28 protein-coding genes, 1 tRNA gene and 2 pseudogenes are annotated in these 26,907 nt (G+C 57.2%); 10 read left to right on the forward strand and 21 right to left on the reverse strand.

Annotation, left to right across the window (positions count from 1 at the left end; all coding sequences use genetic code 11):
- Nucleotides 1–9: 9 nt before the first annotated feature.
- Nucleotides 10–1,359 (forward strand): annotated as a pseudogene (locus Q8Q53_RS01665) (aldehyde dehydrogenase family protein); the annotation flags it as partial.
- Between the two features lie 52 nt (nucleotides 1,360–1,411).
- Here the strand turns inward: Q8Q53_RS01665 and Q8Q53_RS01670 are convergent.
- Nucleotides 1,412–1,807, reverse strand: coding sequence for a metallopeptidase family protein (locus tag Q8Q53_RS01670; protein WP_305700006.1), 396 nt, complete (start codon nucleotides 1,805–1,807; stop codon nucleotides 1,412–1,414).
- A gap of 86 nt (nucleotides 1,808–1,893) precedes the next feature.
- On the opposite strand from Q8Q53_RS01670, the gene Q8Q53_RS01675 reads away from it, so the two are divergent.
- The 5 genes from Q8Q53_RS01675 (at nucleotide 1,894) to Q8Q53_RS01695 (ending at nucleotide 6,317) form a co-directional block, all read left to right on the forward strand.
- Nucleotides 1,894–1,984, forward strand: a tRNA-Ser gene (locus tag Q8Q53_RS01675).
- 182 nt (nucleotides 1,985–2,166) lie between these two features.
- Nucleotides 2,167–3,369, forward strand: a complete 1,203-nt coding sequence (locus Q8Q53_RS01680; RefSeq protein ID WP_305700007.1) for a site-specific integrase — start codon at nucleotides 2,167–2,169, stop codon at nucleotides 3,367–3,369.
- Between the two features lie 278 nt (nucleotides 3,370–3,647).
- Nucleotides 3,648–4,364 carry an IS6 family transposase gene (locus Q8Q53_RS01685; RefSeq protein WP_305700008.1) on the forward strand — a complete coding sequence of 239 codons (717 nt, stop codon included), beginning with the start codon at nucleotides 3,648–3,650 and terminating at the stop codon, nucleotides 4,362–4,364.
- Nucleotides 4,343–4,786 carry an enoyl-CoA hydratase-related protein gene (locus Q8Q53_RS01690; protein ID WP_305700009.1) on the forward strand — a complete coding sequence of 148 codons (444 nt, stop codon included), beginning with the start codon at nucleotides 4,343–4,345 and terminating at the stop codon, nucleotides 4,784–4,786. The genes Q8Q53_RS01685 and Q8Q53_RS01690 overlap by 22 nt, the downstream gene beginning before the upstream one ends.
- A 115-nt stretch (nucleotides 4,787–4,901) precedes the next feature.
- Entirely contained in the window at nucleotides 4,902–6,317 is a 1,416-nt protein-coding gene (locus tag Q8Q53_RS01695; RefSeq protein ID WP_305700010.1) for an aromatic ring-hydroxylating dioxygenase subunit alpha, read from the forward strand.
- A 519-nt stretch (nucleotides 6,318–6,836) separates the two neighbouring features.
- On the opposite strand, the gene Q8Q53_RS01700 is transcribed toward Q8Q53_RS01695, so the two are convergent.
- Nucleotides 6,837–7,448, reverse strand: a complete 612-nt coding sequence (locus tag Q8Q53_RS01700; protein WP_305700011.1) for a hypothetical protein — start codon at nucleotides 7,446–7,448, stop codon at nucleotides 6,837–6,839.
- A gap of 134 nt (nucleotides 7,449–7,582) precedes the next feature.
- On the opposite strand from Q8Q53_RS01700, the gene Q8Q53_RS16250 reads away from it, so the two are divergent.
- Nucleotides 7,583–7,741, forward strand: coding sequence for a YodC family protein (locus Q8Q53_RS16250; protein ID WP_371136481.1), 159 nt, complete (start codon nucleotides 7,583–7,585; stop codon nucleotides 7,739–7,741).
- 36 nt (nucleotides 7,742–7,777) lie between these two features.
- Here Q8Q53_RS16250 and Q8Q53_RS01705 read toward each other — a convergent pair.
- The 9 genes and pseudogenes from Q8Q53_RS01705 to Q8Q53_RS01745 form a co-directional block, all read right to left on the reverse strand.
- Nucleotides 7,778–8,478: pseudogene (locus Q8Q53_RS01705) on the reverse strand (IS6 family transposase).
- A 101-nt stretch (nucleotides 8,479–8,579) separates the two neighbouring features.
- The gene (locus Q8Q53_RS01710) at nucleotides 8,580–9,425 is read right to left on the reverse strand and encodes a protocatechuate 3,4-dioxygenase (RefSeq protein WP_305700012.1); all 846 of its coding nucleotides are present in this window, start codon (nucleotides 9,423–9,425) and stop codon (nucleotides 8,580–8,582) included.
- A gap of 6 nt (nucleotides 9,426–9,431) precedes the next feature.
- A complete protein-coding gene (locus tag Q8Q53_RS01715) occupies nucleotides 9,432–9,815 on the reverse strand; it encodes a hypothetical protein (RefSeq protein ID WP_305700013.1) in 384 nt (127 codons plus the stop codon).
- 38 nt (nucleotides 9,816–9,853) lie between these two features.
- Nucleotides 9,854–10,129: a hypothetical protein gene (locus tag Q8Q53_RS01720; protein WP_305700014.1), complete on the reverse strand. Its 276-nt coding sequence runs from the start codon at nucleotides 10,127–10,129 to the stop codon at nucleotides 9,854–9,856.
- A gap of 85 nt (nucleotides 10,130–10,214) precedes the next feature.
- Nucleotides 10,215–10,544 carry a 2Fe-2S iron-sulfur cluster-binding protein gene (locus Q8Q53_RS01725; RefSeq protein ID WP_305700015.1) on the reverse strand — a complete coding sequence of 110 codons (330 nt, stop codon included), beginning with the start codon at nucleotides 10,542–10,544 and terminating at the stop codon, nucleotides 10,215–10,217.
- Nucleotides 10,545–10,705: 161 nt separating this feature from the next.
- Nucleotides 10,706–11,299, reverse strand: a complete 594-nt coding sequence (locus Q8Q53_RS01730; RefSeq protein ID WP_305700016.1) for a 2-hydroxychromene-2-carboxylate isomerase — start codon at nucleotides 11,297–11,299, stop codon at nucleotides 10,706–10,708.
- Nucleotides 11,296–12,120 carry a protocatechuate 3,4-dioxygenase gene (locus Q8Q53_RS01735; RefSeq protein WP_305700017.1) on the reverse strand — a complete coding sequence of 275 codons (825 nt, stop codon included), beginning with the start codon at nucleotides 12,118–12,120 and terminating at the stop codon, nucleotides 11,296–11,298. The genes Q8Q53_RS01730 and Q8Q53_RS01735 overlap by 4 nt, the downstream gene beginning before the upstream one ends.
- A 30-nt stretch (nucleotides 12,121–12,150) precedes the next feature.
- A complete protein-coding gene (locus Q8Q53_RS01740) occupies nucleotides 12,151–12,414 on the reverse strand; it encodes a hypothetical protein (protein ID WP_305700018.1) in 264 nt (87 codons plus the stop codon).
- A 62-nt stretch (nucleotides 12,415–12,476) separates the two neighbouring features.
- Complete coding sequence (locus Q8Q53_RS01745; RefSeq protein ID WP_305700019.1) at nucleotides 12,477–13,490, reverse strand: dihydrodipicolinate synthase family protein; 1,014 nt, start codon at nucleotides 13,488–13,490, stop codon at nucleotides 12,477–12,479.
- 219 nt (nucleotides 13,491–13,709) lie between these two features.
- On the opposite strand from Q8Q53_RS01745, the gene Q8Q53_RS16255 reads away from it, so the two are divergent.
- The gene (locus Q8Q53_RS16255; protein WP_371136482.1) at nucleotides 13,710–14,084 is read left to right on the forward strand and encodes a hypothetical protein; all 375 of its coding nucleotides are present in this window, start codon (nucleotides 13,710–13,712) and stop codon (nucleotides 14,082–14,084) included.
- A 157-nt stretch (nucleotides 14,085–14,241) separates the two neighbouring features.
- Here Q8Q53_RS16255 and Q8Q53_RS01755 read toward each other — a convergent pair whose 3' ends face one another.
- The 9 genes from Q8Q53_RS01755 to Q8Q53_RS01795 form a co-directional block, all read right to left on the reverse strand.
- The gene (locus tag Q8Q53_RS01755; protein WP_305700020.1) at nucleotides 14,242–14,988 is read right to left on the reverse strand and encodes a glucose 1-dehydrogenase; all 747 of its coding nucleotides are present in this window, start codon (nucleotides 14,986–14,988) and stop codon (nucleotides 14,242–14,244) included.
- 145 nt (nucleotides 14,989–15,133) lie between these two features.
- Nucleotides 15,134–15,559: a hypothetical protein gene (locus Q8Q53_RS01760; RefSeq protein ID WP_305700021.1), complete on the reverse strand. Its 426-nt coding sequence runs from the start codon at nucleotides 15,557–15,559 to the stop codon at nucleotides 15,134–15,136.
- Between the two features lie 13 nt (nucleotides 15,560–15,572).
- A complete protein-coding gene (locus Q8Q53_RS01765) occupies nucleotides 15,573–17,078 on the reverse strand; it encodes a class I adenylate-forming enzyme family protein (protein ID WP_305700022.1) in 1,506 nt (501 codons plus the stop codon).
- A 21-nt stretch (nucleotides 17,079–17,099) separates the two neighbouring features.
- Nucleotides 17,100–17,390: a hypothetical protein gene (locus Q8Q53_RS01770; RefSeq protein WP_305700023.1), complete on the reverse strand. Its 291-nt coding sequence runs from the start codon at nucleotides 17,388–17,390 to the stop codon at nucleotides 17,100–17,102.
- A gap of 130 nt (nucleotides 17,391–17,520) precedes the next feature.
- Complete coding sequence (locus Q8Q53_RS01775) at nucleotides 17,521–18,444, reverse strand: catechol 2,3-dioxygenase (protein ID WP_305700024.1); 924 nt, start codon at nucleotides 18,442–18,444, stop codon at nucleotides 17,521–17,523.
- A gap of 23 nt (nucleotides 18,445–18,467) precedes the next feature.
- Nucleotides 18,468–18,773 carry a 2Fe-2S iron-sulfur cluster-binding protein gene (locus Q8Q53_RS01780; protein WP_305700025.1) on the reverse strand — a complete coding sequence of 102 codons (306 nt, stop codon included), beginning with the start codon at nucleotides 18,771–18,773 and terminating at the stop codon, nucleotides 18,468–18,470.
- A 42-nt stretch (nucleotides 18,774–18,815) separates the two neighbouring features.
- Nucleotides 18,816–19,790 carry a bifunctional riboflavin kinase/FMN adenylyltransferase gene (locus Q8Q53_RS01785; RefSeq protein ID WP_305700026.1) on the reverse strand — a complete coding sequence of 325 codons (975 nt, stop codon included), beginning with the start codon at nucleotides 19,788–19,790 and terminating at the stop codon, nucleotides 18,816–18,818.
- Complete coding sequence (locus Q8Q53_RS01790; protein WP_305700027.1) at nucleotides 19,768–20,802, reverse strand: phosphotransferase; 1,035 nt, start codon at nucleotides 20,800–20,802, stop codon at nucleotides 19,768–19,770. Before Q8Q53_RS01790 ends, Q8Q53_RS01785 begins: the two co-directional genes overlap by 23 nt.
- 246 nt (nucleotides 20,803–21,048) lie before the next feature.
- The gene (locus Q8Q53_RS01795) at nucleotides 21,049–23,655 is read right to left on the reverse strand and encodes a TonB-dependent receptor (protein WP_305700028.1); all 2,607 of its coding nucleotides are present in this window, start codon (nucleotides 23,653–23,655) and stop codon (nucleotides 21,049–21,051) included.
- A 310-nt stretch (nucleotides 23,656–23,965) separates the two neighbouring features.
- Between Q8Q53_RS01795 and Q8Q53_RS01800 the strand changes: the two genes are divergently transcribed.
- Together Q8Q53_RS01800 and Q8Q53_RS01805 are read left to right on the forward strand one after the other, a co-directional pair.
- Nucleotides 23,966–25,132, forward strand: coding sequence for an amidohydrolase family protein (locus tag Q8Q53_RS01800; protein WP_305700029.1), 1,167 nt, complete (start codon nucleotides 23,966–23,968; stop codon nucleotides 25,130–25,132).
- Nucleotides 25,133–25,203: 71 nt separating this feature from the next.
- Nucleotides 25,204–26,361, forward strand: coding sequence for an LLM class flavin-dependent oxidoreductase (locus Q8Q53_RS01805; RefSeq protein ID WP_305700030.1), 1,158 nt, complete (start codon nucleotides 25,204–25,206; stop codon nucleotides 26,359–26,361).
- Between the two features lie 223 nt (nucleotides 26,362–26,584).
- Here Q8Q53_RS01805 and Q8Q53_RS01810 read toward each other — a convergent pair.
- On the reverse strand, nucleotides 26,585–26,907 hold a 323-nt coding region (locus Q8Q53_RS01810), incomplete at its 5' end, for a putative PEP-binding protein (protein ID WP_305700031.1).

Below are 26,907 nucleotides of genomic sequence, written 5' to 3' on the forward strand. Positions count from 1 at the left end.
CTCTCAGGGAACCTCCCCATGACCACCACCGCCGCTGACCTCGCCCCCGAAATCGCCCGGATTTTCGCGTTGCAGCAGGCCCGCCAGTGGGACCTGAAAGCCTCCACCGCCGAGCAGCGCAAAGCCAGACTGGCCAAGCTGAAAGCCGCGGTTGAGGCGCATGCCGACGATATCATCGCCGCCGTGCTGGAAGACACCCGCAAGCCCGTCGGCGAAATTCGCGTAACCGAAGTGCTGAACATCGTCGGCAATATCCAGCGCAATATCGAAAACCTCGATGCCTGGATGACTCCGACCGAAGTCACCCCGTCGATGAACCCCGCTGACAGCGCGCAGATCATGTACGAAGCGCGCGGCGTGTGCCTGATCCTGGGGCCGTGGAACTTTCCGCTGGGCCTCACGCTCGGCCCGGTCGCCGCCGCCGTCGCCGCGGGCAACTGCTGCATGGTCAAGCTGACCGACCTGTGCCCCGCAACCGCGCGGATTGCCGCCACGATCATCGCCGAGGCGTTTGACGAAAGCGAAGTCGCCGTGTTCGAAGGCGATGTCAGCGTCGCAACCGCCCTGCTCGACCTGCCGTTCAGCCACATCTTTTTCACCGGCAGCACCCGCGTCGGCAAGATCGTCGCGGCCGCCGCTGCGAAACATCTGGCCAGCGTGACGCTGGAACTGGGCGGCAAGTCGCCGGTGATCATCGATGACGGCGCCGATATCGACAAGATCGCCGCTGATCTTGCGGGCGCGAAGCAGTTCAACGGCGGGCAGGCCTGCATCTGCCCGGACTATGTGTTTGTGAAGGAAAGCGAGCAGGCCCGGCTGGTCGAAGGGTTCAAGGCCAACGTCGCCAAGAACCTGTATGACGATGCCGGCCAGATCAGGAAGGACAGCATCGCCCAGATCGTCAACCAGGCCAACTTCGACCGCGTGAAGACCATGTTCGACGATGCCGTGGACCAGGGCGCGACCGTTGCCGCCGGGGGCGTGCTCGACGCCAGCGACCTCACCGTCCACCCCACGCTGCTGACCGGCGTCACCCCGCAGATGAAGATCTTGCAGGACGAAATCTTCGCCCCCGTGCTGCCGGTGATGACGTATGAAAACCTCGATCAGGTGATCGACTACATCGCCGCGCGCGACAAGCCGCTGGCGCTCTACGTCTACAGCCCGGACGAAGCCAATGTGGCCAAAGTCCTCAGCCGCACCTCATCCGGCGGGGTCACCGTCAACGGCGTGTTCAGCCACTACCTGGAAAATAACCTGCCCTTCGGCGGCGTGAACCACAGCGGCACCGGCAGCTATCACGGCTACTTCGGGTTCAAGGCGTTTTCACACGAGCGGGCGGTTTATCGGCACATCTGACCGGCATTGCGCCTGATGGCACTGCGGTAAGCCCTCAACTCGCTTCAAGCCCTCAATTCGCCTCAAGCTTCGCAATATCCGCATCTGACAGGCCAAAGTGGTGTCCAACTTCATGGATCACCACATGCGCCACGAGGTGTTCCAGCTCCTCATCCCCGCGCGCGATCCATTCATCCAGAATGGGCGCGCGGAACAGCCGGATGCGATCAGGCATCGCCCCCGACGCATGGTGCTTCTCACCCACCGGTATGCCCTCGTAAAGCCCAGTCAACGAGAACCGATCGGCGATCCCCAGATCGGCCAGCGTTGCATCGTCGGCAAACTCCTCCACCACCAGCAGCACCCCCTCAAGTTGGGCGGCAAACGGCTCCGGCAACTGCTCCAGCGCCGCGCGCGCCAGTGTTTCGATTTCGATCAGCGATGGGGCAAGGCCAAATATTCGGGTCATACCCGACAAGATAGCGACTGAAACCGCAGCAGCAACGCTTGCACGATCCCCGCCCGGGCGCTAGGGCGCGCCATTCCAGTGCATGCGGAGCGGTGGCCGAGTGGTCGAAGGCGCTCGCCTGGAAAGTGAGTATACGCCAAAAGCGTATCGAGGGTTCGAATCCCTCCCGCTCCGCCATCTACCCATTCACCATTGTTCATAACAGAACGCCGAGAGGCGCGGTTTTCTGCGGATAATCGGGTTGCCATTAGTCGCCCCTGTTCGTTGAAATTCGCCTACAGCCGCATTAAAATGTGGGTAGCGATGTGGGGAAACTCCAGAGTGTGGGGAAGCCTGCCCTCATTGTGTGGGGAACTGACATGAGCAAGCTGACCAACAAAGAATTCAAAGCCGCACTGGCGAAGCCGGGAACATACGGTGATGGCGACGGACTTTTCCTGAAAGTAAGCCGCACTGGCGGCGCAAGCTGGCTGTTGCGAGTCCAGCATGACGGCAAGCGGCGTGACATCGGCCTCGGCAGTGCCAAGTTGGTGACGCTGGCAGCGGCCCGAGCCAAGGCCGCCGAAGCCCGCAAGGCTACACGCGAAGATGGTCGTGATCTCGTGGCAGAGAAACGCAAGGCCAAGGCCGAGAGCGTCACCTTTCGTGACGCGGCTCTGACCTACTACGAAACGCACAAGAACCAATGGTCCAACGCCAAGAGTGGCGAGCAGTGGATCAACTCAATGAACGCCTACGCCTTTCCTTCCCTTGGTTCAAAGCCAGTCGGCAGCATAACCGCCGGTGAGATCATCACGACCATAGCTAAGGTATGGGCAGAAAAGCCGGAAACCGGCAGGCGGGTGAAGCAGCGCATACGGGCGGTGTTGAACTTTGCCCATGCTCGCGGGTGGCGATCGACCGAGGCCCCGACAGACGCCTTGGCGGCAGGCAATGGACTGCCGAAGCAAAAAGGCGGGAAGCATCACGCCGCCATGCCCTATGCCAATATACCGGCATTCATCACCCGCCTTCGCACAGCAGGAGGAACATGGGGCAGGCTGGCACTTGAGTTCGTCATCCTGACCGCCGCTCGTTCACAGGAAGTCCGACTGGCGACATGGAGCGAAATCGACTTGGAAAAGGGCCTATGGACCGTTCCAGCCGATCACATGAAGATGCGAATCGAACACGTTGTTCCGCTATCGCCTCATGCATTGACCGTCCTTCATAGTGCCACGGCGATCAGGCGAGAAGGAACGGACTTGATTTTCCCCGGCATGAACGGCGGTCCCATGTCGGACATGACCCTACTAGGCGTGCTTCGCCGCATGAAGGAGGCGACCACCGTCCATGGTTTCCGTTCGACCTTTCGGACATGGGTAGCCGAGGAAACGAACTTCCCCGGCGAGGTGGCGGAAGCAGCACTGGCGCACCAGAACCCCAACGAAGTTGAACGAGCATATCAGCGCGGCGGTTTGCTCGACAAGCGCCGGAAGCTGATGGACGCATGGGGTGCGTATTGCGCCACCGATCGCGATTTGGCGAAGGTCGTGCCGATCAGGCAGGCCCGCGCGGTTTAGTGACTACCCCCGCCATATGTTGGCGGGGGAGTCTATCAGCGATTAGATCAGGCCGCTTTCGCATTGCATGGACAAGCGCGGCTGTAGGCCATAACGTCCAATTGCTGCCCCGACTTTGATCGGAAGGGGCGGCCCGCAATCGGCGGCGAACACAGGCAACTCGGCTACGGTCGGGCGGCCTGCGAAATACAATACCTTTGGGGAATACGCGGGAGGCGGGCAGTGTCAAAAGGATTGCACCGCTAGCGATGGAGCCGCGCGACGGGTAAAGTGAGGGCATGTCCCGCCCCCGCATACCCGCCAATCCGTTCCGGTATTTTCACTCATCGCCCGAGGTCATCCGGCTGGTGGTGATGATGTATGTCCGCTTTCCACTGTCCCTGCGAAATGTCGAAGACCTGCTATTCGAACGCGGCATAGATATCTGTCACGAAACCGTTCGCCTCTGGTGGAACAGGTTCGGTCCGCTGTTTGCCGCCGATATCCGGCGTCAGCGGGTTAGCCGGATGAAGGGCTTCCGGCACTGGCGGTGGCACCTTGACGAGGTCTACGTCAAGATCAACGGCGAGACGCACTACCTTTGGCGCGCGGTGGATCACGAGGGCGAGGTGCTGGAAAGCTACGTCACCAAAACCCGGGATAAAGGCGCGGCTTTGCGGTTTATTCGCAAGGCGTTGAGGCGCCATGGCCGGGCCGAGGCGATCGTCACCGACGGCCTGAAATCCTACCCTGCCGCGATGCGCGAGCTGGGTAACGAGGCGCGTCGCGAGGTCGGTCGGCACGCCAACAATCGGGCGGAGAATTCACACCTACCCTTCCGCCGACGAGAACGAGCGATGCAGCGCTTCAGGCGGATGAAGTCGTTGCAAAAGTTCGCCTCCGTTCACGGCTCAGTCTACAATCACTTCAACCAGGAACGCCATCTCGTCGACCGTCAAACTTACAAGCTTCGCCGCTCGGCCGCTCTGGCCGAGTGGCAAAACCTCATGGCCTGAGGGGCTGCGCGGGTAAGGGATCGTTTGACCGGCAGAGAACGTTTCGCATCAGACTGACACCTCCGGTGATCGGGCTGGCAGCGGGAGACGGCGGCGTGCTCGGCTGGTCCCAATCGGTCGGGCTGCTGCGCGCAAAGCGCTACTTGCTGACGGGCGATGCGATCACTGGCGAACAGGCGCATGCGATGGGCTTGGTCAGCGATCTGGTCGATACCCCCGAGGAATGCGAGCCTGCCGCAATCGCTTTGGCTGCCCGGATCGCGGCTCTGCCGCGTGGCGGCATAGCTGCAACCAAACGTTCTTTTGCCCGATTGACCCGCGATATCTACCGTCCAGCCTTTGCCATGTCGCTTGATTTCGAGATGGAAACACTGGCTGGGGATGAAGTCCGCATGGTGATCGAACGGCAACTCAAGGCATAGTCAGGGATTGGGCTGTTTCCGTGGCAGGCAAGGAGTCCTGCGGCAGCGGGCATTTACCGGCCAACAGTCATCAAGGACTGTCCACTCCAAATAAAACAGCTGTGCGGTGGAGAATATGACAGAAAACGCTGACGAAGGCCTGCGCAACATCCGGTATGCCGAACCGCACGAAACCCTGGACTATGAGGCGTTCCGCCAAGACTACGTTCTGCCTGACTGGAAAGATACTCGAAAGCTCTACCGCAAGCAGCCTGTTCGCGATTTGGGCGGGGGGCGGCTGGAACACAAGCATGTCTACTATTCCCGCGAGGTCTGGGAACAGGAATGGGAACAGTTGTGGTCAAAGGTTTGGCTGCATGTCGGCCATTTGAACGACATCCCCCGGGCCAACAGTTTCATGAAGGTCGATCGCGGGCCTGAATCCGTTCTGATCGTGCGCGGCGAGGGCGATGAAGTCCGCGGAATGTACAATGTCTGCCAACATCGCGGCGCGCGTCTGGTGATGCAGGACTTTGGCAGCACCAAAAAGTTCGTCTGCCCATTTCATCGCTGGGAATTTGGCACCTCCGGCGAGCTACTGAAGATCCAGGATCGCGAATCATTCCGGGAGGACGCGATCTGCCACAACCTTGACCTTCCTCCGGTCCGCACCGCAGTGTGGCGTGGGTGGATATTCATGACGCTAGACGACGGCGCCCCGCCACTTGAGGAGTTTCTCGGGGCAGACCTGATCGAACGTGCCAGCGCCTATGACTTCGAAAAAGTCCTGCGGATCAGGGACGTACAGCAAGAATGGCCCGCAAACTGGAAGACTGCACATGAGGCATTTGTCGAAGGCTATCACGTACAGGCCACGCACCCTCAACTCTATTCGGCGGTGAATGCCTATCATGCGCAGACTGACTTGTTCGACAATGGCCACGCGCTGAGCATCTATCAATTCATGAGCCCTAGCCCGCAATACGCCAGCAGACTGAGCAACGAACTGGCGGAAGAGCACAAGATTTTTCTGCGCGAAGCTGGGATCAAAGAAGCTGACTTCCCCAAACACTGGAGCGAAGTGCCTGAAGCCATCATCAAGGCCAAGAAGGCCCGCAAGGACTATGTCATTGATTATGAAAAGTTCAGCGAAGGACAGCTGATTGACGATTGGGGCATGGGCGTATTTCCGACAACGGAGATGTTCCTGCATCCTGAGGGCTTTTTTATTCAGCAATGGTTGCCCCATCCGACTGACCCGGAGAAATGCATCTACCAAGTGCAGGTCTATGCAGTACCCGGCATTGGCGAGCTGCCGTCGTTCATGGCGGTTGAGGATGCTGATCTATCGGGCGAAAAGGTCCTGCCGCGCACCTACGCAGATCCCGACGATGTCGATGTTTCCGGGCCCGTGGTGAAACAGGACCGTGTTCTGGTGCCCCGCGTCCAAAGCGGAATACACTCAAAGGGGTACAAGGGCGGCATCTATGGCGATCAGGAAATCCGCATCCGGCACTTCTTTGACGAATACTATCGATATGTTAGCAAGTGACTTGAACATCGGTTGCCATCATAGCTGACGTGTGCCGCCATTCTGACGCTGGCTCGTCACCGATTGGCAGAGTCCAGTCGTATGGATCGGGGCCTATCGGTGACAAATGCTGCTATCTTACCATGCCGCTTCGACGTTTTCTTGATGAAGGTCTGAGCCAATGATGTGTCCCACTCCCTCGTGAAAAACGCTCTCAGGGTCTCTCTTGCGCCGTCGACCGTTGCCTTGAATGAATGCTGAAAAGTCGAACGACTGGCAATGAGCTCGTAGATGCCATTGGAGCATAAGATGAATGGATGACGGCTTACCGCACCTCCAAACCAAAGAGCCGGCTTTCCAGAACATCCACAATGCCAGACGACTACGTCCGATGAGAACAGTGGGGCAAGTGTGGGGGCAGCGCTCTCGCAATTCCAGAAACCAACAGCATATCAATTGATTATTTGAAGCCCCTTGCGCCCTCCCGCTCCGCCAGTCCTCAGGTATTAGGTAGCAAACGCACCAAGGGGCGTTGATGACCTAGAAAACTAACGGGAGCAGACCGGCTAGCCCTACCAGAAATGCGAGCGGACCCAGCCACCACTGGTTATCGTGCCAAAGCGCCGACGCTTGCTTTGAGAGACTACGCACCTCAACCGGAACGCTTGGTGTTGCGGCTAGTGGGATTGCTCGCTTCAACGCTTCTGCCTGTTTGAATATAGACTCGGCATCGGTGTCATACCAATGACCGGCGTCATTCTCCGTTGGGAAGGTGATCCCGTCTCCACGCAGGATACGATCTTTGGCGACCGCTTCGCGCCGGATAGACTGAGTGAAAGAAGCGATTAGACCAGCACTCTCGTCGATCGCACAAAGCGCGGTTTCAGCGGTGTAATTACGGACTTGCTCGTCTACCCAAGCGAACTGATCGGTGATCTCCTTCCGCACGCCTCGCACAACGGAGTCCCAATAGACCTGCCGCGCGGTTCCTGAGAACTTGATGCCACCGTAGTGGATTCCTCTCCCATCGAATGAGTCGATCGAGACTGGCCCTTCCTTGCCGATGAAATGCCATTTGAAGAACCACTCGTTGGCGAACCAGCGGCGACGCTCGTCCAGCCGAGCTTTGAGGCGGGTCGCGGTGGGCGTCATCCCAACTTCCCTAGCAAATACCACGCGCGCGCCTAAGTTGGTCACATTCAAGTATCCACAGCGATCATGCGGATGCTGGCTTGCAGACCCGATTTGTTCCCGGCATGTTTGCGCTCCGAATTGGAGTGATTACCATGGAGCTCAAAATTGGCGACGTAGTGCAGCCAAAGTCGGGCGGACCGAGAATGACCGTCGAGGAAATCGATGGAACTTACATAGGTTGCGTTTGGTTCGAGAAGGATAAACCGCATCGTCATTCGTTCGACGCTGCGCTGCTGGTCTTGTCAGGTTAAGTCTCACCGCACCAGATACGCCCCATCAGGCGGGATTTAGGCGCACGCCCCGGACGCAGCGCTCCATTCGGCAAATGCTGCCGCGCGAAAGATGCGCATGGTCTTGCGGGAAACGAGGTGACGCTGGATGGCGAAGGTGTTGTAGATCGCGGAGTGGGTGGAAACGAAGCGCTGCGCCTGGCCTTGGGACTTGAAGCGCTGCATTTTGCGCTCTCGTCGTCGGACCGGCAGGTGCGAGTTCTCCACCCTGTTGTTGTCCCGTAATCGGCCGGGGTAGTGCTTGCCCCGACAACCCATAGTCTTCATCGCAGCCTTGTAAGAGGCCAGTCCATCGGTAACGATCTGCTCGGGCGGTTCGCCTTGGTTCTTAAACAGTTTTCTAAGCAATTTCAGCGCAGCCGCCTTGTTCCGACGCTTTTGCACCAGCATGTCGAGGACCTCGCCCTCCTTGTCGACGGCGCGCCACATGTACATCCTCTTGCCGTTGATGCGGACCACCATTTCATCGAGGTGCCAGACACTGTCGGCACGCCCGCGCGCCTTGCGGATGTTGGCCGCGATGGCCGGGCCGAACTTGTTCGCCCAGCACCTTACGGTCTCGTAGCTCACATCGATCCCGCGCTCCGCCAGCAAATCCTCGACATCGCGCAGGCTCATCGTGAAACGATAATAGAGCCAAACCGCATATCGGACACATCCGGGGAGAACCGGTGCCGCCTGAAGGATATCTGTTGCATCACCCTCCCCTTACCAACGGAGAGCGTTTCGCATTAGACTGACAGCTCCTCGTGGACATCTTCCAGCCCGACGAATGCGCCAATTACTTCAAATCGTGCGGCTATGAACCGGAATGAATGGAAACCGCTCTAAGCTCTACCATGGCTGTCCCGGTTACCCATTGGTTGATCGGCTCGTAACAGATCAACTCGTAATCGTATTGTCCCGCCGCAGCGATTGCGACCAGCCAGTTGCGAAATTCAAGGGCGCCATTGCCTGCCGTTTGCAGCACAAAGTCATCGCTCAGCCCAGTCAATGCCTCGATATCCCGGCGTTCGACCATGTCCAGTATGGCCAAGTCAAACTCTTCGTTGACATCGCCCATCTCCTCCGTGCCGACCCAATGGCTTAGGCCCCCCGTGCCGATAATCGCCACACGTTCAGCACCGTCATAGACATCCACGGCGTCGCGGATCATCTTCCCGAGTTCGATGCACCGCTTTGTCTTGATCAGGGGCGCCACGCCCGCGGCGATATAAACCGGGATCATCCTGACGCCTTCGAGCTCCTTGACGATTTTCAGATAGGGAATAAATATACTGTGGTCGATAGTAATCGATTTAGCTACGGCCCAGTCGAAGTCGTGATCATGACCAAATCGCATAATATGTGCGGCGAGTTCCGGATTGTTGGCAATTGGTGCGCGCTTGTTCTTGAGCCAATCTTCGTGCGGCCCCTCTATATCGCCGATGCCGATGAGCATGCTGGGAAGGCAGTGGGGCCCGAACACGGTATAGTGATCGTCACCGATCACGATGACGGTATCGACTTTCAATTCAGTTAGCCGCGAGCGGATTCTAGTGAAGCCATCCATCACATTTCGGAACTGACGCTTGTTTGCGACCCCTGGTTGCGATGCAATGAGTGGTATGTGTGGGACGCAGAACGCGCCTACTAACTTTGCCATGTCGACTTATCCCATCTTTCCCTTGGCGCCCGCCGCGCGCAGCAACGTGTGCCAGATCCGGCGAGACGCTACGATCGACCGGATGAAGACGAATTGCCATCCGGGGATCTTCATCCGGTTGACCATCCGACCACCATTCATGTTCCTGAGATACTCGAATATCGCCAGCGGATTGCCGCTGTTGAACATGTTCCATGCCGACAGAATCAGCATGTTGCTGACGCCGAGAGCGCTGAGCGCCTTGACATCCAAGGCCTTGACCATCTTGCGCTCTGCCTCGCTGAGGGCATAATTCGCTAGGTAAGCGTCAGGATCTTCGACGAAACGCCTTACCCGACGTTTATCATCACCGAGTTCCCAGAGGATTCGCTCGATTGCATGAATGCTCATGGGCTTTTCCCGTGTTGTGAGATAGGAGGAAGGTTAGTTCAGTCAGATGCCAAGTGCGCCAGAACGGCACCCGTTTCGGCGTCAACCCAGCCTTTGGAGGCGGCGTACTCCAGCATCTGGATAAATTTCTGTTGCCAGGATTCGTCGGCAGCGTGCACGCTGGCAGCCTGACGAATCCATTCGCGGCTGATCCAGTAGCCCCCCCCGTTGCCATCAACGGTCGCTATCTCAAGAAGTTCAGCAGATGTCTGCTCGGAATCAAGTACGCTGACCACCTTGAAGCGCTTGAAATCCGACGGCTCGAGAAGGGCCACGCCCGTTTCGGATATAGAAATTATCACGATATCATCCTATCCCGATTAAATTGCGCGCATCCGGGCCGAGCTTTGTAGAACCTTTTCAGGCAGCCGGAGCAACGGTGACGATTAATCCATCGAGTTCTTCGGTGACCTTGATCTGGCACGAAAGCCGACTGCCCGGACGAACAATATCGGAAACTAAATCGAGCATCTCGCTCTCGATCTCGTCTGCCTCTCCGACCTTGGCTCGCCAAGCTTCATCGACATAGACGTGACACGTTGCGCAGGCGCAGGCACCACCGCAGTCGCCCATGATTCCTTCGACCCCGTGGGCTTTCGCAACTTCCATGAGCGTGTGGCCCACTTCGGCATCATTGATAACAGCAAGCTCACCTTTCGGATCGACAAACTGCACTTTGATAGAATTCATTTTCATTTGCTCCAATCGGCCCGGCCGACAATCACCTGAGTAGGCGCGCGGCTGGCCCGCTGCGTCGTGTCGCCTTGCTCCGACGACACGGGACTTCTTCGTCGTGTTGCCGAGGAAAGTCGATGCTGTCTGGCTCGTGCGACTTTCCCGATCGACCGGACCTAGCCTTGTTCCTGAAGGAATTGGTCGAGGAACTCCAGTCGATCGTTGCCCCACCACATCTCGTCACCAACAATCATGATGGGAACGCCGAACACACCGCGCTCAACAGCGCGCTCGTAGACCGCCTCATAGCGCTCGGCAGCCGCGCTCGACCCGACGTAACGGAGGAACTCCTCGGCATCCCAGCCCAATTTTTCTGCCAGCGAGGTCAGAAGTTCGTCGCTGTTCGGATCGCCGCCTTGCCCCCAGACAGCGTCATAGGCTTCACGGACATAGTCTCGTGCCATGCCGCGATCCTGTGCCAGCAGCGCGCCGGTGTTGATGCGTTTGGTATCCTTGCCCTTGGGGACACTGCCGAAAGGCAAGCCATAGCGCCCGGCCCATCGCCGCAGGTCAGTCATCAGGTGGCGAATCTTTGGCGGTATCTGAAGATTGGCAGGTCCCGTGTTGCCCGCAGCAAGTTTCGCCCGGGTCAGATCGATCGGGCAATAGTTGATCGTGCATCCATGCTTGTCAGCCAATTGCCCCAGGCGGTGTGAGGCCAGATAGGCGTAGGGACTCCAAAAGTCGAAATAGAAGTCAATCTGCGTCACGCGGCGATCTCCATGAAACCACAACCCGTTACCCATTCATGGACAGCCTGGTACTCTATCACCTCGCCGCGAAAGCGATCCACGAAGCCAAGCGCAACGATCCAGTTCTTGATTTCAAGGCCACCATTGCCCGATTCACGGATGATCTCGTCATCGCTCAGGGCAATGATTGCTTCGGCATCACCCCGCTCTACCGCAGCCATGATCATTTGGTCCCATTCGACGTTGACCCGCCCCATTTCCTTCATGCCGACCCAATGGCTGATACCGCCAGTGCCGATGATCGCCACGCGTTCCGGGCCATCCCATGCAAGGACCGCTTCCCGCATCGCCTGGCCGATCTGGTAGCAGCGCCGGTTTGGAATCAAGGGCTCTACACCTGAATTGATCAGCACTGGTATTGCGCTGATGCCAGGCTTGTCCTGAAAGCACAGGTGGATCGGCAGCGATGTCGAATGATCGAGCGTGATACTCTTGGCCACCGCCCAGTCGATACCGTTATCAAAACCATGCTGCATGATATGCTCGGCCAGTGGCTGGTTGATGCGGAACGGTTCCTGCGGCAATCTCACCCATGGTTCGATAGGGCCCGCAGCGTCACCGATTACGATCAGGCAGCGAGGCAGACATTGCGGCCCGAATACGGTATAGTGATCATCGCCGACCACGATCACCGTATCGACCGCAAGCTCCTCCAGACGCTTCGCAACATGCTTGAAAGCATTGCGAACGGCATCACCCTGTTCTTTCGAAGGCGCATCGGGATCTGCCGTAACGAGTGGGTCATGCGGAAGCAGGAATCCCCCGACAATCTCAGCCATGCTCCAAACTCCTCTATCTAGAATTATCTATCAGGCCGGGGCGTTCATGCGCCCCAGATATTCACCAAGCGAGGCGAACCCGCCCGACACTGCAACCCAGAACAACATGACGAGCATACTGCTGCTGCCCATCGCCTCGAGGCCTTTGACGTCCTTTTCCTTGATCATGACCTTCTCGGCGTCATTCAACGGATAGCGGGACAAAAAGCCGTCAGGATCCGCAAGAAAAGACTGGGTCTGTGCCGGGCCGCTCGCGATATCCCAAAGGGTGCGCTCGGTTGTGAAATGCGACATATCCTATCTCCAAGACATTGGCTGGGGCCAAACCGGAACAAGCCAGACGAACGTTCTGCCGCCTATTCGGCCGCCACTGCTTCGGCACCTGCGGAATACTTTTGATGCAGCGCCGCAGCCCGGCGACCCGATTCGCGGGCGCCTTCCAGGTAAGGTTCGGGGACGATATGGTAGGGCGGCCGCACCGGACCGGCATTCATCCATCCCGCTGCGTTCATACGTTCCTTCTCCAGCCCGATGTTGTAGGTCGAGAATTCCTTGAAGCTGCCGTTGGGAAACAGGGTGCCGAGTGCATGCCCGATCTCGCCTGCCATGATCTTTGCCTCGCCCCAGTCGTTGCTGAGCTTCGCCGCTGCGACAACGTCGCGGAAGCGCGTAACCATAGCTGGCCCGCACACTGCGTTGTTCGTCCAGAAGGCATTGCAGAAATCAGGCTCCATGCGTGCTGCACCATAATAGGCGGCATCGATCGGCAGAAACTTGATCTGGCCACGTGTGGCCGCGATGTCCTGCAGCAGGCGATCCATGGAGTTGTACTTGCTTGATACAACTTGCCGAATCGAAGCCACCTGAGCCCAGAACGCGGTAGGGAAATCGAACTTGAAGGCTTCTGTATTGGCGTAGACGCAGATTGCCATTTCGGGGCAGGCTTCCGCGACATCGCGATAGAACTGCACGGCAGTGGGAATGCTGGGCGCGCACCACATGGGCAGGCCGAGCATGGTGCCATCCGCCCCCATGTCGGCGGCAACCTGCGTCTGGCGGATGGTCTCGCGCGTATTGAGCGAAGTCGTGCCGACGAAGACCGGTACGCGGCCTGCTGCGCTGTCGATAAGAGCAGCCATGAACGCATACTGCTCATCCCAAGTAAGGGTTGCGCACTCACCAAGCGTGCCCAATGCTAGAATGCCATCGACGCCAGCTTGAACCAGTCCTTCAACCGCGCGTGCCGTCTCATCCAGATCAACCGTATTCTGGGAACGCCAATTGCTCGCATCAGCCTTTGCTGGAGTCGGCATGATCGCCCAGGCCCCAACAACTTCCTCAGTTGCGATAAGAGACTTAGATTTTGCCATATTTTCGAACCTCAGATACAATTGCCGCCCTCGCGCGGACGCACGAGGCAAAATCGACACACTCGCAGGGCAACCGCCCACCAGTCCGCCTGCAACCAAAATCGGTCAACTGCCGATAATGCTAACATCCTAGCAGGCTAGTGGGTGACAGGCAATGGGAATTGCGCGAATTACCCGGCCCTGCATGTAAGAACAGCCCGCGCCCCAAGCTTAACCAGCGTGGACAAATTTAAGCCAGTATCTGGCGGTGACGAGACGGACCATTCCGAGAAAGCTGTTGGCCGATTGATCGTATCGGGTGGCGATAGCGCGGCTAATCTTGAGTTGTCCGAACATGCGCTCGACACGATTGTACTGCTTGTAGTGCGCCGAACTATGCTCGATTTCACGCGCCGGTTTGACCGGCCAGGAACGGCGGCCTCGATACTCCGTTCGGCAAGGGCAGCCGCTGCGGATGTTATCAGATTGATCGTTGCCGCCCGGATGATGGTCCATCTCCGCATTGAGCGCCCGGTCGGCCAGGACCTTCTTGAGCGCATCCAGCAGTCCGCCCTGATCCAGAGCGATGGCCGCATCGCTGCCTGCAGAAGTTGATCGAGGGAATCAACCGGAATCGCCGACTCCTTCCGTTGGGACATAGTGGGACTCCATCTTACCCATTATGCCTGCCCACCCATGGAATTCCTGACAACCCCCGAAACTCCCCCTTACGCCAAGGCCGCCTTAACCAGCGAGCATCCATCCAATCCGTTCATGGAACAGTCATGCCGCCATCCACAGCAAGCGCTTGACCTGTAACAAAACTTGCGGCCGGGGCACATAGCCAGATCACGGCCTCAGCGACTTCGGAAGGCTGGCCAAGTCGGCCACAAGGATCATTCTCAAGTAATTTAGCTGTCATTTCTGGCGAAATCGAACGGTGCCACATAGGCGTGTCGATCATTCCTGGGCACACGGCATTGATGCGTATGTTGCTGCGAGAGTAGTCCAGCGCGGCAGATTTCGTAAGCCCGACAACGCCGTGCTTGGATGCGACATAGGCCGACAAGCCAGCAAGACCAACAAGGCCTGCACTAGATGCGCAGTTGACGATTGCTCCGCTTCCCTGTTGCAACATTTGGCGAATTTCATGCTTCATGCAGAACCATAGTCCCCTCAGGTTCACAGACATGATCTTGTCCCAGTTTTCAACGCTGCCTTCAGCCGTGGGCTTCTGTTCCCCGTCAACGCCTGCTGCATTAAACGCAGCATCAAGCCGGCCGTAGGTCGCTACGGCTTCTGCAATCGTCGCTTCGACGGCAGATTCGTCTACGACGTCGCAGGAAAGGAACATTACCTCGCCGCGACGTCGCAGTTCCGCCATCAATTCTTTGCCCATCGCAACATCGCGATCGACCAGTACAGTAGCGTATCCGTGCCGCACAAATGCCTCTGCGGTTGCGCGCCCGATACCCGAGCTCGCACCAGTAACTAGCGCAACTTTTCTTGGTCCCACCATATTCCGAACCTCCTTTACGTCGCACTCGAACAATCAACATAAATGATCATAGCAGTCGGAACAGGCCTGATTTACCAAATATTATTGCCAGCATGAACCATTCTATTCATTTAATTAATTCTCAAATTAATTATCTGCTAAATAATTAATTTATAAATTGACTATTTACTATATTGCAAATATCAAATTCTAAACTCGCCAAGGCATCAAATTCTAGAATTTTATCATGAGGAATGGTAGATTTAATCGCATCAATTACGCAAACAATAAGTCCAATATAGGACACTTCATTAATATTTAACGTATCTTTATGATGCGCCGCCGATCCTGAAACTTGAATTTCAATCTCCCCAGGAGATTCAAACCAAGTCATTATTGTATAGATTACTCGCTCAACCATCTCACCTTCAAGCGCATCCACATTTCCATTTGATAGCTCATTGAAGTCCCGCCTTGCATCCGGAAATTTCTCGTAGTATTTTTTGAATACTAAATGAGTAATGTCACCCAGCCGTTCAGATGCGCGCTCAAGGGACTGCATTATGAGTTCAAGTTTTGCGGATTCGTTCATTGATTAAACCTTGTTAAACTAAGCTCTCAAATTTGAATCTTACTTCGCGGCGCAAAAGCTTTCCCATTTCATTGTATGGCAACTCCTTCACGAAAATGATCTTATCGGGCAGGCGCGAGGAGCGCAGGCGCGCCCGGATCAGTTGCCTAATCTCGTCTTTGGACGGCTGTTCGTGGCCTTCGCGCACGACCAACGCCAGGCCGATGCCTTCACCCCATTCGACCGAAGGAATTGCAACCGCGCAGGCATCGGCGATGGCTGGGTTGGCCAGCAGCAAGTTCTCGATCTCGCCGGGCGAAATGTTCTCGCCACCGCGCACAATCACGTCATCAGCGCGGCCCGACAGGAAAATATAGCCGTCCTCGTCGATGTAGCCGGCATCGCGGGTCGGGAACCAGCCCTCTGCGTCAAGCGCACTTCCTCCCTTGTATTCGCCGGAAACCTGCTCGCCACGCACATAGATTTCACCAGCTTCGCCCTGCGGCAGGGCGCGGCCGTCTTCGTCGCGGATATCGATCTCGACGGTCGGGATCGCCTTGCCCAGCGACGTCAGGCGGGCGCGGATCTTCGGATCGGAGGAAGCCAGTGCCTCGCGGTGATCGTCCGGGCCCAGCAGGGCGATGGTCGAACTGGTCTCGGTCAGGCCATAGGCATTGGTGAAGCCAGTGCCGGGGAAATAGGACAGCGCTTTCTGGATAACTTCTAGCGGCATCTTGCCGCCGCCATAGGCCATGGCGCGCAGGCTGGAGACATCCGCCTTGGCGCCCTTGTCGACGGCATCAATGATGCGGCCCAGCATGGTCGGCACGACAAAGGCGTTGGTGATCTTCTCGCCATCGACCAGCCCCAGCCAGTCTTCAGGCGAAAACGCAGGGAGCACGACGATACGGCGCAGCGCATAGATTGAGGAGAGCAGCGCCGAAATGCCGGCAATGTGATAGGGCGGCACCACCACCAGAGCGGCGTCAGCCTCATCGGCGGCGGAGAATTCGACCGTACCCAGGATATACCCAAGTAGGTTGGAATGGCGCAGGATCGCTGCCTTAGGCGCTGCCGTGGTGCCGCTGGTGAACAGTTGCACGGCCACGCCTTCGCCGGTATCATATTCACGCTCCTCACCTTCGGCCCAGGATTCCTGAGCCTTCAGCGTGAACATCTCGCGCGTGTAGATGGTGTGGCCCTGATCACCGCCCAGCCGGGTGATGCGCTCTTCATCACCGATGACCAGCGCAGGTGCGATGCGACCGAGCAGGGCGGAAAGGTCAGCATCGGCCAGCCGGTAGTTGAGCGGGCAATAGGGCACGCCAGCAAGGGCTGCGCCGAACAGTGCGATAACGGCGGCCTCGCTGCTTTCGTCGAGCAGCGCGACATATTCGGCGCCGCTTAGTTCGATCAGCTCGAAGGCCCCGCGCGCTGCAGCAAGCAGGTCGCCATAAGTCCAGCTTTTGCCATCGCAGACAAGGCCAATGCGATATGGCGCGGCCTCAGCCGCCATCTCTAGGAGAAGCGCAATGTTCATAGTCGCCGCGTACCCTTCGGATCAGTCGGAAGCCGGGAGCGGCTTGGCGTCCTTGGTGTTTAGCGGGACACCATCGACGGAAAGTGAACCCCTACCGGGCTTGACGCAGAGAAGTTCGTACTGACCGTCGGCATCAACATAGCGCTTGCCCATCAGCGTGCCGTTGGCATGATCGGCGCTGGGCATGACTGCTTCGGATCGCTTGGCTTCGCCCATGGAGCGACCGCCGCATTCGATCGAACCCTTACTGCAGCGGATAACAATCACTTCGGTGTCACAGGCGGCGCTCTTCAAACGGGTACCGGGTTTCATGTTGTGTTCCTGCTAGGGGGGGCGCCTAAGCTAGAGTCTGCTTGGCGCGCCTCGGCGCTTAGGCTTGTCCATCGTGGGATGCGGAAAATGCGGGCAATCCAGACAGGTTCTACGATTGCCCGCGATAGCTTCAGGTCAGGGCGCTGAGAAAGCGATCGTTCAACTCACGGGAGTGGTAGTAGATGGCCTTGCCCAGCTTGTCAGCCGTCCAGGTTACCGGCTCATGATCGGGATAGAAGTAGTCGCCGCCGCAGAACACTTCCGTACGATTTCCCGAAGGATCGAAGGAATAGACGGTCTGACCGTGAGTCAGCCCGTGCCGCGTAGGCCCCATGTCGAGTGGAACGTCTTCCATTGAAATCAGATCTGCCGCACGCAGCACTTCCTCCCAAGTGTCCAGCTCGAATGCGACGTGATGCAGCATTCCATCTTCGGCATTGCGGATGAAGGCAATATCATGTTCCTTCATTGAGCACGTGAGGAACTGCGCAATCCGCAGGTTGTTCTCGTCAATGACTTGTTCTGAAAGGCTGAATCCCAAGATCTTCGTGAAGAGTTCAAGCGTTCCATCCAGATCAGCGCCATAGAGCAGGCAGTGGTCGAACCGGGTAGCTTTCATTCCTGTCAGGTTCCGCGGCCAGGCTTCCGGATTGACAGTGCTAATGCCCCACTTACCGGTACGTGTCTTCTCAGCGTAGAGTTCGAAAACATGGCCCGTCGGGGAGTCGAAACGCACTCTTCTGCCGCAATCATCTAGCTCGCCAGCCGGGATATCCTCCACCTTGCAGCCGAATGCCTTGAGAGCGGCCTCCAGCGATTCAAGGGCTTCGTTATTGAAAACCTTGAATCCGCAAAAATCCAGGCCGGGCCTATCAGTTTCACGGAGAACCACGGAGAACTTGTCGGATTCAGTCCAGCCTTTGAGGTAAACGCGCCCCGAGGAATCCCGATGGGTCTCGATCAACCCGAGAAGGTCGCGGTAGTAGCTCACCGCCGCCGCCATATCCATGACCCGGATCTGCACGTGGCCCGGTCGCATCACTCCCTTGTACATACCCAATCTCCATATCCGTCACTTCAGTTAAAGCCGGGGCTGGTGCCCTTGCTGCGAATTTCGAGGGAACTGCCTGGCATCGTCCTGCAGGCGAGGACGATGCCTTGGCCTTCCTCTTGTTCCGTCACATGGGCGCGGCTCATCTTTCCAGTTCGGTAGTCGCCGCCGACAATCTCGATTTTGCACATGCCGCACCCACCGTTGCGACATCCGACAGGAATAATGTTCTTGCCCGACCGCACTGAAGCGTTGAGCAGCGTTTCACCGTCAAGGCAGCAAAACGACTCCTGACTTGTCACGTCTGTAACGAGATGCTCGAAATTCTGCATTGGCAGGTCGGCTCCATAATGTCTAACTAAAATATTAGCATTTTAGAACGTGGTTCGCAACCGATATGACGCGGCGTGTGATAGTTGGGAAACGGCTCGTGAAGCAGCAGTCGTCAGAGCCGGGGCGGCGAGGGGCGAATTGCCAGCGACCTCGGCAATGAGGCGCGAGTCCCCGCATTCGTCACTGACAAAAGCGATCTCGACTGGCCGATGGTCGAAGGCGACATCGCCAACGAGGAGTTGGAGGCGCAATGCAGCTCCTGCACTCCCTTTGAGAACATCGACCACCGCAGGAGCCATGCAGCCGCTGGCCAACCGGCAGGTTGCCAGATAACGCCCCGGACGGGGAGCAACATAGCCATCGATTTGAAGAATCGGATTTTGGTGATCGCAATCGAAAGTCACGGGACCGACGACTGAAAATGGACGTGAGAGCATCTTTTCCGCTGCCAGGCACCTACCTGCTCGAAGAGCCTCGCGAATCTTGGTTGACGAAATTTTTTCGCCTGCCTGACTAATGTCCTCCACAAATGACACTGAAAAGCCAAAATCAGCGCAATGCTTTATGAGAAACGGTGCATCGCCGCATATTTGCTTCCCAAACCGAAAGCCATTGCCGGTCACTACGCCGCTTGCCCTGAACTTCTGGGCGAGGAGGTCTTTAATGAATGAAAGGGCTGACGTGTTTGCCAGGGCAGCACCAAACTCGAAGATAAGCATGCCATCCGCTCCGGCACCTGCGAAAAGTTCTGCGCGCTGGGCCAGGTTCGTCAACTCAAAGGGCTCGGCATCAGTTTGAAAATAGTGAACCGGGTGCGGCGAGAATGTTGCTACGATCAGAGGGCGGGATGTGGCTCGGGCCATCCGCGCGGCTTCGGCGACAACTGCCTGATGCCCAAGGTGTAATCCGTCGAAATTGCCGAGGGCAATGACCGCTCCAAGCATCTTCTGCGGAACTTGGCGAGATGACCACAATCTGATCATTGAGTGCAGATCATTGTTGGCGGGCTTGACCAAGCTTCGCTATCGCGGATGGCGTATCAAGGTCTAGGAAAGCGGTCGCGTAGCGATTGACCAGTTTCGAACAGATCGAGTGGCTCTGATAATTGACGCTGTTGGCTGTTCCCAGCCAGACGGCCAGACCATAGGCCGGAGTGCCGCGATACCTCAGCCATGCTTCTTCACGCGACGGCAGATCTGCTTGCGGAATTTCGAGCGCTTGGCGATAGAGTTCGATGAGTTCCCGTTCGTGTTCCCGGCGATCAGACACACTCAAGGCACCGACCAGGAAGTAGCCTACGTCGAAGGCCCAGTTTCCGCGACGCACACAGGCCCAATCAAGAAATCCGAAATCACCGTTTGGAACCATGTATGTATTGCCGACGTGGGCATCTCCGTGAAGCAGGGTCAGAGGTCCCTTGCTCAAAGTCCGTATATAGGCTGTCCACGCCTTCTCAATTCCGGCGGCACCAAGTTTCATAACCTCATCAGGGAGGCTGTCTTTCATATTGGACATTCCCTTGCCGCAAGCCGCCCGCAGAATAATGCGGAATCGCAGAGTCGCATTCCAGGTTTCGACCCAACTAAGCGCGGGATATGTTTGCTCCGTGAAGCGCCAGAAGATGCTGTGAAGCCTTGCCAGCGCGCGCAGCCCGCTCGCCACTTCATCGACTGATACGTATTTCGTGGCATCGTACAGAGTGACACCGCGCGGTGTCAGGTCTTCCATCACGACAAGCTCGTTGAGCCTCAGGCGATCGACCTGACCATAATATTCGGCGGGATGTTCGATGGGAATGTTGACGCCAGACGCATAAAGTCTGGCTTCTCGATAAAGGTTTCCGGTCATGAAATGGAGCAGCCTGTGCCAGATATCGCCCTGCGTTTTGGCGAAAACCGCGTTCGGACCTTGGCCTTGGGAGTATTCCAGCCCTAGCCTGGCTCTGCTGCTGGTCCCGTCGGAGCCGTCGAGAATGGTAACTCGAGAGATCTGTGCGCCGGGGTGACGCCGCGCGATGATCGAAGTCATCTGTTCAGGAGTAAACTGCCAATCTTTGGGTATCCGCAGAGAATGTGCACGATTATGAGGCGTCATCATGATGCCTTGCCTCCATTTCATCCTTCCCACGAACCAGGGCCGTCAGGCCACGGGACGCAGATTTCGGACAAGAGCGTTATCTTGGAATTAGGCACGCGTGGAACAGATGCCATAAGTTATTTAAACGAGGAAAACGGGCGGGCCTGGCAGCGGCGTAGCGGCCAGGCCCGAATGTCCCTAGATCTTCAGCCTGAATTGCATCCGGACAGAACGTCCGCGGTCGGCGATGCACCACAATTCCTCGTTGCCAGCCGTCCCCTTGGTTGTCCCGCCCGTGATGATCGTGTTGGGAGCGTTGGAGACCTGGAAGTTTGCGTTGATGCAGTTCGTGGCAACGACCTTATCGGTCAGGTTGTCGCCGATCAGTGAGAGCTCCCACTTATCGCCAGGGCCAACGAACGTGATATTGGCGCTTGTCTTGGCAAAAGCACCTTGCCTCATGTCAGACCGGTGTAGAATATTGGAAAAGTACGACGACGAGTAAGTCGTGTTTGAACCAAACCTGATCTTGCTGCTGTTGGCCAGTGGCAGTTCGTAATCGAAGCCAAAGGAGGCTGCCCAATCAGGTGCCCGCAGGAGCGACTGGCCGGACAGATCCTGAGCCTTGTAGAGGCCGATTGACGTGTCAAGGTCGAGGTTGCATCCTTCGGCGACGGTCTGTCCCCCCCAGCACAAGGCATTATTGAATTTTCCATAGCGAGCGTGGTTCCAGTTGACTGCGCCTCGGAATGTCAATCCAGCGATAGCTCTTGGAGCGTAGGTAAGGTCGAAGTCGATGCCGTAGACTTTCGAACTGGCAGCATTCAACGTCTTGTGCGCATAGGTCGTGACATCATCAGCTGTCCCGATAACGCCGTCTGTACCGGGCAGATAAATGACTTCGTTGGCTCCGACTTGGAGGTCCTTGAAGTTGTAGTAATATCCGGACAGATTGAAAGTCATCTGACCATCCAGAAGCCGCCCCTTCACGCCCAACTCACCGCCACGGACACGCTCGTCCCGGAACGATGGATTTGCCGTTGGCGCATGCACAGCGGCGACATCGAAGGAACCGGACTTATAGGCCTGCTTGAGATTGAAGTAGACCGTCAGATCCTGGGTCGGGGTGTAGGTAACCGAAAGCTCAGGGGACCAATTGGAGGATTTCAGGGTCGGGAAGGTGGTCACGACCGGAGCCGGCACCACCGGAGCCCCATAATATGTGGCGAGGTAGTTGTTCAGGCGATTGGTCTGGGTGAGAGTGCGCTTCTCATCCGTGTAACGAGCGCCGAGCCCGATTTCGAGTTCGGGGACCACTTTCCACAGAACCTGGGCGAATCCCGACCACGATTCGATGTCGATGTGATGGAACCCGTTCAACAGGCGCGGCGGCAATACCGGCGTATCGATGGCTGCATAGGGACCTGCGGCCGGAACAAATGCGGGAATGCCGTACAGCACGCGTGGCGTATAGGCCTGATTGCCAATCAGTTCGAGATCATAGTCCATCGTGCTCTTCTGATAGAACCCGCCGACCATGAAATTGATCGGACGGTCCTTCCAGTCAGAAGTCAGGCGCAATTCCTGGGTGAAGTCTTTGCGAGTGAGCGAGCTGTCCACCACCAGCAGCGGTGCTGCTGCAGTCGTTTCGGTGCCATTGATGAACTGCGCCTGATCAACATGATAGTATCCGGTCACCGAACTCAGGCCGAGGCCGTTGCCCAAATCGTAATTCAAGTCGAGTGAGCCGAAATACTGCTCCGACTTGTTGAATGGTACGCCGCCGTTGGTCAGACCCGGGAAGTAGGCAGGGTCCATGGTCACGATTCTTGCGTTACGGTCAAGCTTGCAGTCATCCCCGCCGATAAAGGAAACGGGAGAAGTGACCGGACCGCTCGAGCTCGCCAGGATCGCCGCTGTTCCATCCGGACAAGAAGCATACTGACCTTCCGCTCCGGTTCCCTGCGTGTCCATGTGGCCGTAGTTGAGCTTCAGTTTGGCAGTGAAACTGCTACTCGGCTCCCAGATAGCTGTACCGCGGAGCAGGTAAGTTTCGTTTTTTGGCATCCGGCTGGAGATAGGTGCAGCAGCTCCGGTAGGGTAATTCACAAAACTCGGCGGGCCAACTGGCGAGGCCAGAATTGGAACAGTAAGTTGCGGAATGCCGCGATTTCGAAAATAGCCGTCTGAGTCGGAGTACTTGCCTGCGAGACGCACGCGGAAAGTGTCGCTCAGAGGTCCGGAGAGAAATAGCTCGACAGCCTTTTCCTGAGCTTCGATTTCGTAGCCCACCACGGCGCCAGCCTCAAAATGGCCTTTCGGATCGGCTGTCTTGATGGAAATCACGCCACCCGGACTCGCCTTGCCGTAGAAGAGCGCTTGAGGCCCTTTCAGCACGACAACCTGTTCCATATCGAACAGTGCTGAAGCGTAGGCCAGCCCCTGGGTCATCTGCATGCCGTCGATGTTGAGTGACACTGACTGATCGATCGCCGCACTGAATGTCGCGGTGCCAACCCCTCGCAGGGAAACTTGGGAGCCTGCGCCTGCAACATGCGAACCGATCACGAGTGACGGCACCTGATCAGCGACTCTTTGCAAGTCTCCCGTAGCATACTGCTGAAGTTGCTCATTGCCCAGCACAGTGACGGCGACGGGCACCTTAAGGATAGACTCATCTCTCTTGCGTGCGGTCACCACGATGTCGCCAGGGGAATCTCCGTCAGTGTCCTGCGCTAATGCCGGTGTCGCCGTCACGACCAAGCCGGTTGCAACCGAAGTCATCAAAATCGCTCGAAATTTCATACTTACCTCCATCCCTGTTTTTGGTTTTGTTTTTGGCTTTGGGGAAGCCTTCCAACTCCCCTCCAGCCCATCTCCCTATTGGCGCCGAGCGACTATTGGTTATGCGTGCTGGCATCCTAGCATCTTAGATGTTAGCGATGTGTTGAGGCCTTGGCGAGTCCTTTTTGTGTTTGCGCGGAACTCCCGCTTTCGCATGCGGGGCGGGTAGGGATTGGCTGCGTCAAACCGGTCGATGGAAGTGAAATTCCTGTCGAGAAAGATTCTTTAGCTGGCCCCACAGATGGCACCATAATTCTAGGGAGTAATGCAAATGCTTGATGCAACTGCCGCGGACATTTTCCCGCTCGAAGGGCATGGTGCCCCGAATGACCGCTTGCCGCAGACCAAAGGCGATACCGGCCTGCCTGCTGGGACGCTGGTCTTCTCTGCCGACGATCACGTTTCGGTCGGTGACGACATCTTCTATGACAATTTCCCTGCGAACTTGAAGGAATATGCTCCCCGCTTGTGGCGGGACGAAGACGGCGTGTTTCAGATTGGCATGAACGGCAAGTCGTTCCTTCCGCCAGCCTTTTCCGAAGTTGTCAGCCACTTTGAAAGGCGACCGGGCTGTAATGCGGCGAACGTCGAAGCCCGCCTTGCAGATATGGATGCAGAGGGAGTTGATAAGTCGCTTGTCTTCCCGAACGAGGTTCTCGCTACCTTGGCTTTCCCCGACCATAACCTTCGGGAGCTTTGCTTCCAGATTTATAATGAATATATCGCTGAGTGGCAGGCGAAGGCACCGGACCGACTCTATGCTGTTGGTTTGATCAATTGGTGGGATCCAGCAGGCACACGCCGCAGTCTTGAGCAACTGAAGTCGCTTGGGCTCAAAACCTTCCTGTTGCCCCTGAATGCCTTCACCTTTCCCGATGGGACCAAGATCGATTACGCTGGCAAGGCGATGATCCCGGTGTGGGAGGAAATCGAGGCATCGGGCATCCCCGTTTCGCACCATATCGGCGAAGGCGATTTCGGCTATGATGAGCATAACCGCATCGCAGCAGCTATGATCCAATTGGTGCATTCGTTCCGTGAAATGTTCGGCAAATACGTGTTCGGCGGGATCCTCGATCGGCATCCAGGGTTGAAGGTGGGCTGGTTCGAAGGCGGAATCAACTGGGCGGTATCGACAGTTCAGGATGCCACTTTTCTCGATGCCAGCGTCAAGCATACCTACAACTGGCCGCTGAAGCACACACCTGAATATTACTGGCGTAATAACATGTCTGCCTCGTTCATGATCGATCCTCTCGGACTTGAGATGATTGACCGGGTCGGCGTCGAAAATGCCTACTGGTCGACCGACTATCCGCACAATGAGAGCACACTTGGCTATACGCGTTCGTCCTTGCGTTCCGTGGTCGAAGCGGTGGGCGTCGAGAACGCCACAAAGATCGCAGGTGCCAACATCGCCAAATTTCTGGGTGTCTGACTGTTCGCCCCTAATATGGGGCGCACACCAGTACTCAAATATTGACCACATTGCTCGCCAAGGAGGCTAAATTGGCCAAACGCAAAAACAAACTTCGTCTGGGATTGTTCATTCCGCCGTTCCACGCGCTAAACGAAGACCCGACACTGTGCCTTGAGCGCGACCTGGATCTGACCCAGTACGCCGATGAAATCGGCCTTTCCGAAGTCTGGTATGGTGAACACCATTCGGGCGGCTACGAGATCATCATGTCGCCGGAACTAATGATTGCTGCTGCTGCTCAGCGCACCAAGCATATCAAGCTGGGCACGGGTGTGATCACGCTACCCTATCACAACCCGCTGATGGTGGCGAACCGCATTGCGCAGCTCGATCACTTGACGCGCGGGCGAGTCATTTTCGGCGCGGGCCCCGGCATTCTGACAGCGGACGCATACATGATGGGCCAGGACGCTCGTGAAGCGCGTGAGAAGCTCGATCAGGGAATCGGGGTGATCAAGCGCCTGCTAGCGGGCGAGTGGGTCACTGAAAAGACCAGTTGGTATGATCTGCGCGACGCGCACTGCCACCTGCTTCCATATCAAGATCCACTGCCAATAGGCGTTGCCAGCGCCTTCACTCCGAGCGGCGGCACACTTGCAGCCAAGCATGACACAGCCCTGCTCTGCCTAGCGGCCACGAGTCCCGACGGCTATGATGCGCTGTCCGGCAACTGGAAGATCGCGCAGGAAGCCGCCACGAAATACGGTCGGACGATGGATCCGGCGAACGTTCGGTGCGCGACTGACATGCATATTGCTGAAACTCGCGAAGAGGCGATGGCGCAGGCGCGCAAGGGTTTCGACATTACCCAGCGCTACTTCATCAACCAGACGGCGCATATCGCTGCATCTCCGATGAACGTGACGCTCGATGAACTGGTCGAGCGCGGCGAAGCCATTGTCGGCACACCTGATGACGCGATTGCCCAGATCCGCCGTCTGGAAGAAAAGATCCCTGGCTTTGGTACCTTGCTCCTCTTCGACAAGAACTGGACAGGGACTGAGCAAAAGAAGCGTTCGCTCGAACTCATGATGCGTTACGTGCTGCCTGAGATCAATGGCACGAACGTCAGCCGCCAGAAGTCCTTTGACTGGCAAGGCGTGCATGCCGAAGAACGTTTGAATACGATGCAGGAGGCGACTCAGCGCGCGTTCGAAAAGCACGCAAAGGAAAACCAGACAAGTTGACGCGACCGGACGCCTGGCATCGTCCGACACAGTGCCAGGCGTCGGAAGCCATCTCGCGGTTGCAGGTCGAGAACATCTGGAGCCGACACTTTCCTGCTGGCTACCAGTTACCCCGGCACAAAGCGTCTGGTGTTTTCGGCTCTTGAGGCGTCGGGGGATTTTTCTCCGGGCAGCCAAGCGCTCGCCGCCTATCGATCCGTTCTCTGCCAAGTTTCGATTGGCGTCACGTTGACTGGATCATTGCCGCCTGCGCCGCCGCGAGCCGAGCAATCGGCACGCGGAATGGCGACGCACTGACATAATCCAGCCCGACCTGCTCGCAGAAGGCGATGGATGCCGGGTCGCCGCCATGTTCGCCGCAGATCCCCAGTTTGATGTCCGGCCGGGTCTTGCGCCCGCGTTCTGCCGCCAGTTCGACCAGCTGGCCAACCCCTTCGATGTCCAGGCTGACGAACGGATCGCGCGGATAGATGCCCTGCTCGACATAGGGGCTGAGGAACTTGGCCGCATCGTCGCGGCTGACCCCCAGCGTCGTCTGCGTGAGGT

Origin of the sequence: Novosphingobium sp. (assembly GCF_030699305.1) — a bacterium.
In the GTDB taxonomy this organism is placed as follows: Bacteria; Pseudomonadota; Alphaproteobacteria; order Sphingomonadales; family Sphingomonadaceae; genus Novosphingobium.

Excerpts from the sequence above, each read along its gene's own strand:
- Q8Q53_RS01670 (WP_305700006.1), bottom strand. The coding sequence starts at position 1,807 with ATGACCCGAATATTTGGCCTTGCCCCATCGCTGATCGAAATCGAAACA.
- Q8Q53_RS01680 (WP_305700007.1), top strand. The coding sequence starts at position 2,167 with ATGAGCAAGCTGACCAACAAAGAATTCAAAGCCGCACTGGCGAAGCCG.
- Q8Q53_RS01685 (WP_305700008.1), top strand. The coding sequence starts at position 3,648 with ATGTCCCGCCCCCGCATACCCGCCAATCCGTTCCGGTATTTTCACTCA.
- Q8Q53_RS01695 (WP_305700010.1), top strand. The coding sequence starts at position 4,902 with ATGACAGAAAACGCTGACGAAGGCCTGCGCAACATCCGGTATGCCGAA.
- Q8Q53_RS01700 (WP_305700011.1), bottom strand. The coding sequence starts at position 7,448 with ATGACGCCCACCGCGACCCGCCTCAAAGCTCGGCTGGACGAGCGTCGC.
- Q8Q53_RS16250 (WP_371136481.1), top strand. The coding sequence starts at position 7,583 with ATGGAGCTCAAAATTGGCGACGTAGTGCAGCCAAAGTCGGGCGGACCG.
- Q8Q53_RS01710 (WP_305700012.1), bottom strand. The coding sequence starts at position 9,425 with ATGGCAAAGTTAGTAGGCGCGTTCTGCGTCCCACACATACCACTCATT.
- Q8Q53_RS01715 (WP_305700013.1), bottom strand. The coding sequence starts at position 9,815 with ATGAGCATTCATGCAATCGAGCGAATCCTCTGGGAACTCGGTGATGAT.
- Q8Q53_RS01725 (WP_305700015.1), bottom strand. The coding sequence starts at position 10,544 with ATGAATTCTATCAAAGTGCAGTTTGTCGATCCGAAAGGTGAGCTTGCT.
- Q8Q53_RS01735 (WP_305700017.1), bottom strand. The coding sequence starts at position 12,120 with ATGGCTGAGATTGTCGGGGGATTCCTGCTTCCGCATGACCCACTCGTT.
- Q8Q53_RS01740 (WP_305700018.1), bottom strand. The coding sequence starts at position 12,414 with ATGTCGCATTTCACAACCGAGCGCACCCTTTGGGATATCGCGAGCGGC.
- Q8Q53_RS01745 (WP_305700019.1), bottom strand. The coding sequence starts at position 13,490 with ATGGCAAAATCTAAGTCTCTTATCGCAACTGAGGAAGTTGTTGGGGCC.
- Q8Q53_RS01755 (WP_305700020.1), bottom strand. The coding sequence starts at position 14,988 with ATGGTGGGACCAAGAAAAGTTGCGCTAGTTACTGGTGCGAGCTCGGGT.
- Q8Q53_RS01760 (WP_305700021.1), bottom strand. The coding sequence starts at position 15,559 with ATGAACGAATCCGCAAAACTTGAACTCATAATGCAGTCCCTTGAGCGC.
- Q8Q53_RS01765 (WP_305700022.1), bottom strand. The coding sequence starts at position 17,078 with ATGAACATTGCGCTTCTCCTAGAGATGGCGGCTGAGGCCGCGCCATAT.
- Q8Q53_RS01770 (WP_305700023.1), bottom strand. The coding sequence starts at position 17,390 with ATGAAACCCGGTACCCGTTTGAAGAGCGCCGCCTGTGACACCGAAGTG.
- Q8Q53_RS01775 (WP_305700024.1), bottom strand. The coding sequence starts at position 18,444 with ATGTACAAGGGAGTGATGCGACCGGGCCACGTGCAGATCCGGGTCATG.
- Q8Q53_RS01780 (WP_305700025.1), bottom strand. The coding sequence starts at position 18,773 with ATGCAGAATTTCGAGCATCTCGTTACAGACGTGACAAGTCAGGAGTCG.
- Q8Q53_RS01790 (WP_305700027.1), bottom strand. The coding sequence starts at position 20,802 with ATGACTTCGATCATCGCGCGGCGTCACCCCGGCGCACAGATCTCTCGA.
- Q8Q53_RS01795 (WP_305700028.1), bottom strand. The coding sequence starts at position 23,655 with ATGAAATTTCGAGCGATTTTGATGACTTCGGTTGCAACCGGCTTGGTC.
- Q8Q53_RS01800 (WP_305700029.1), top strand. The coding sequence starts at position 23,966 with ATGCTTGATGCAACTGCCGCGGACATTTTCCCGCTCGAAGGGCATGGT.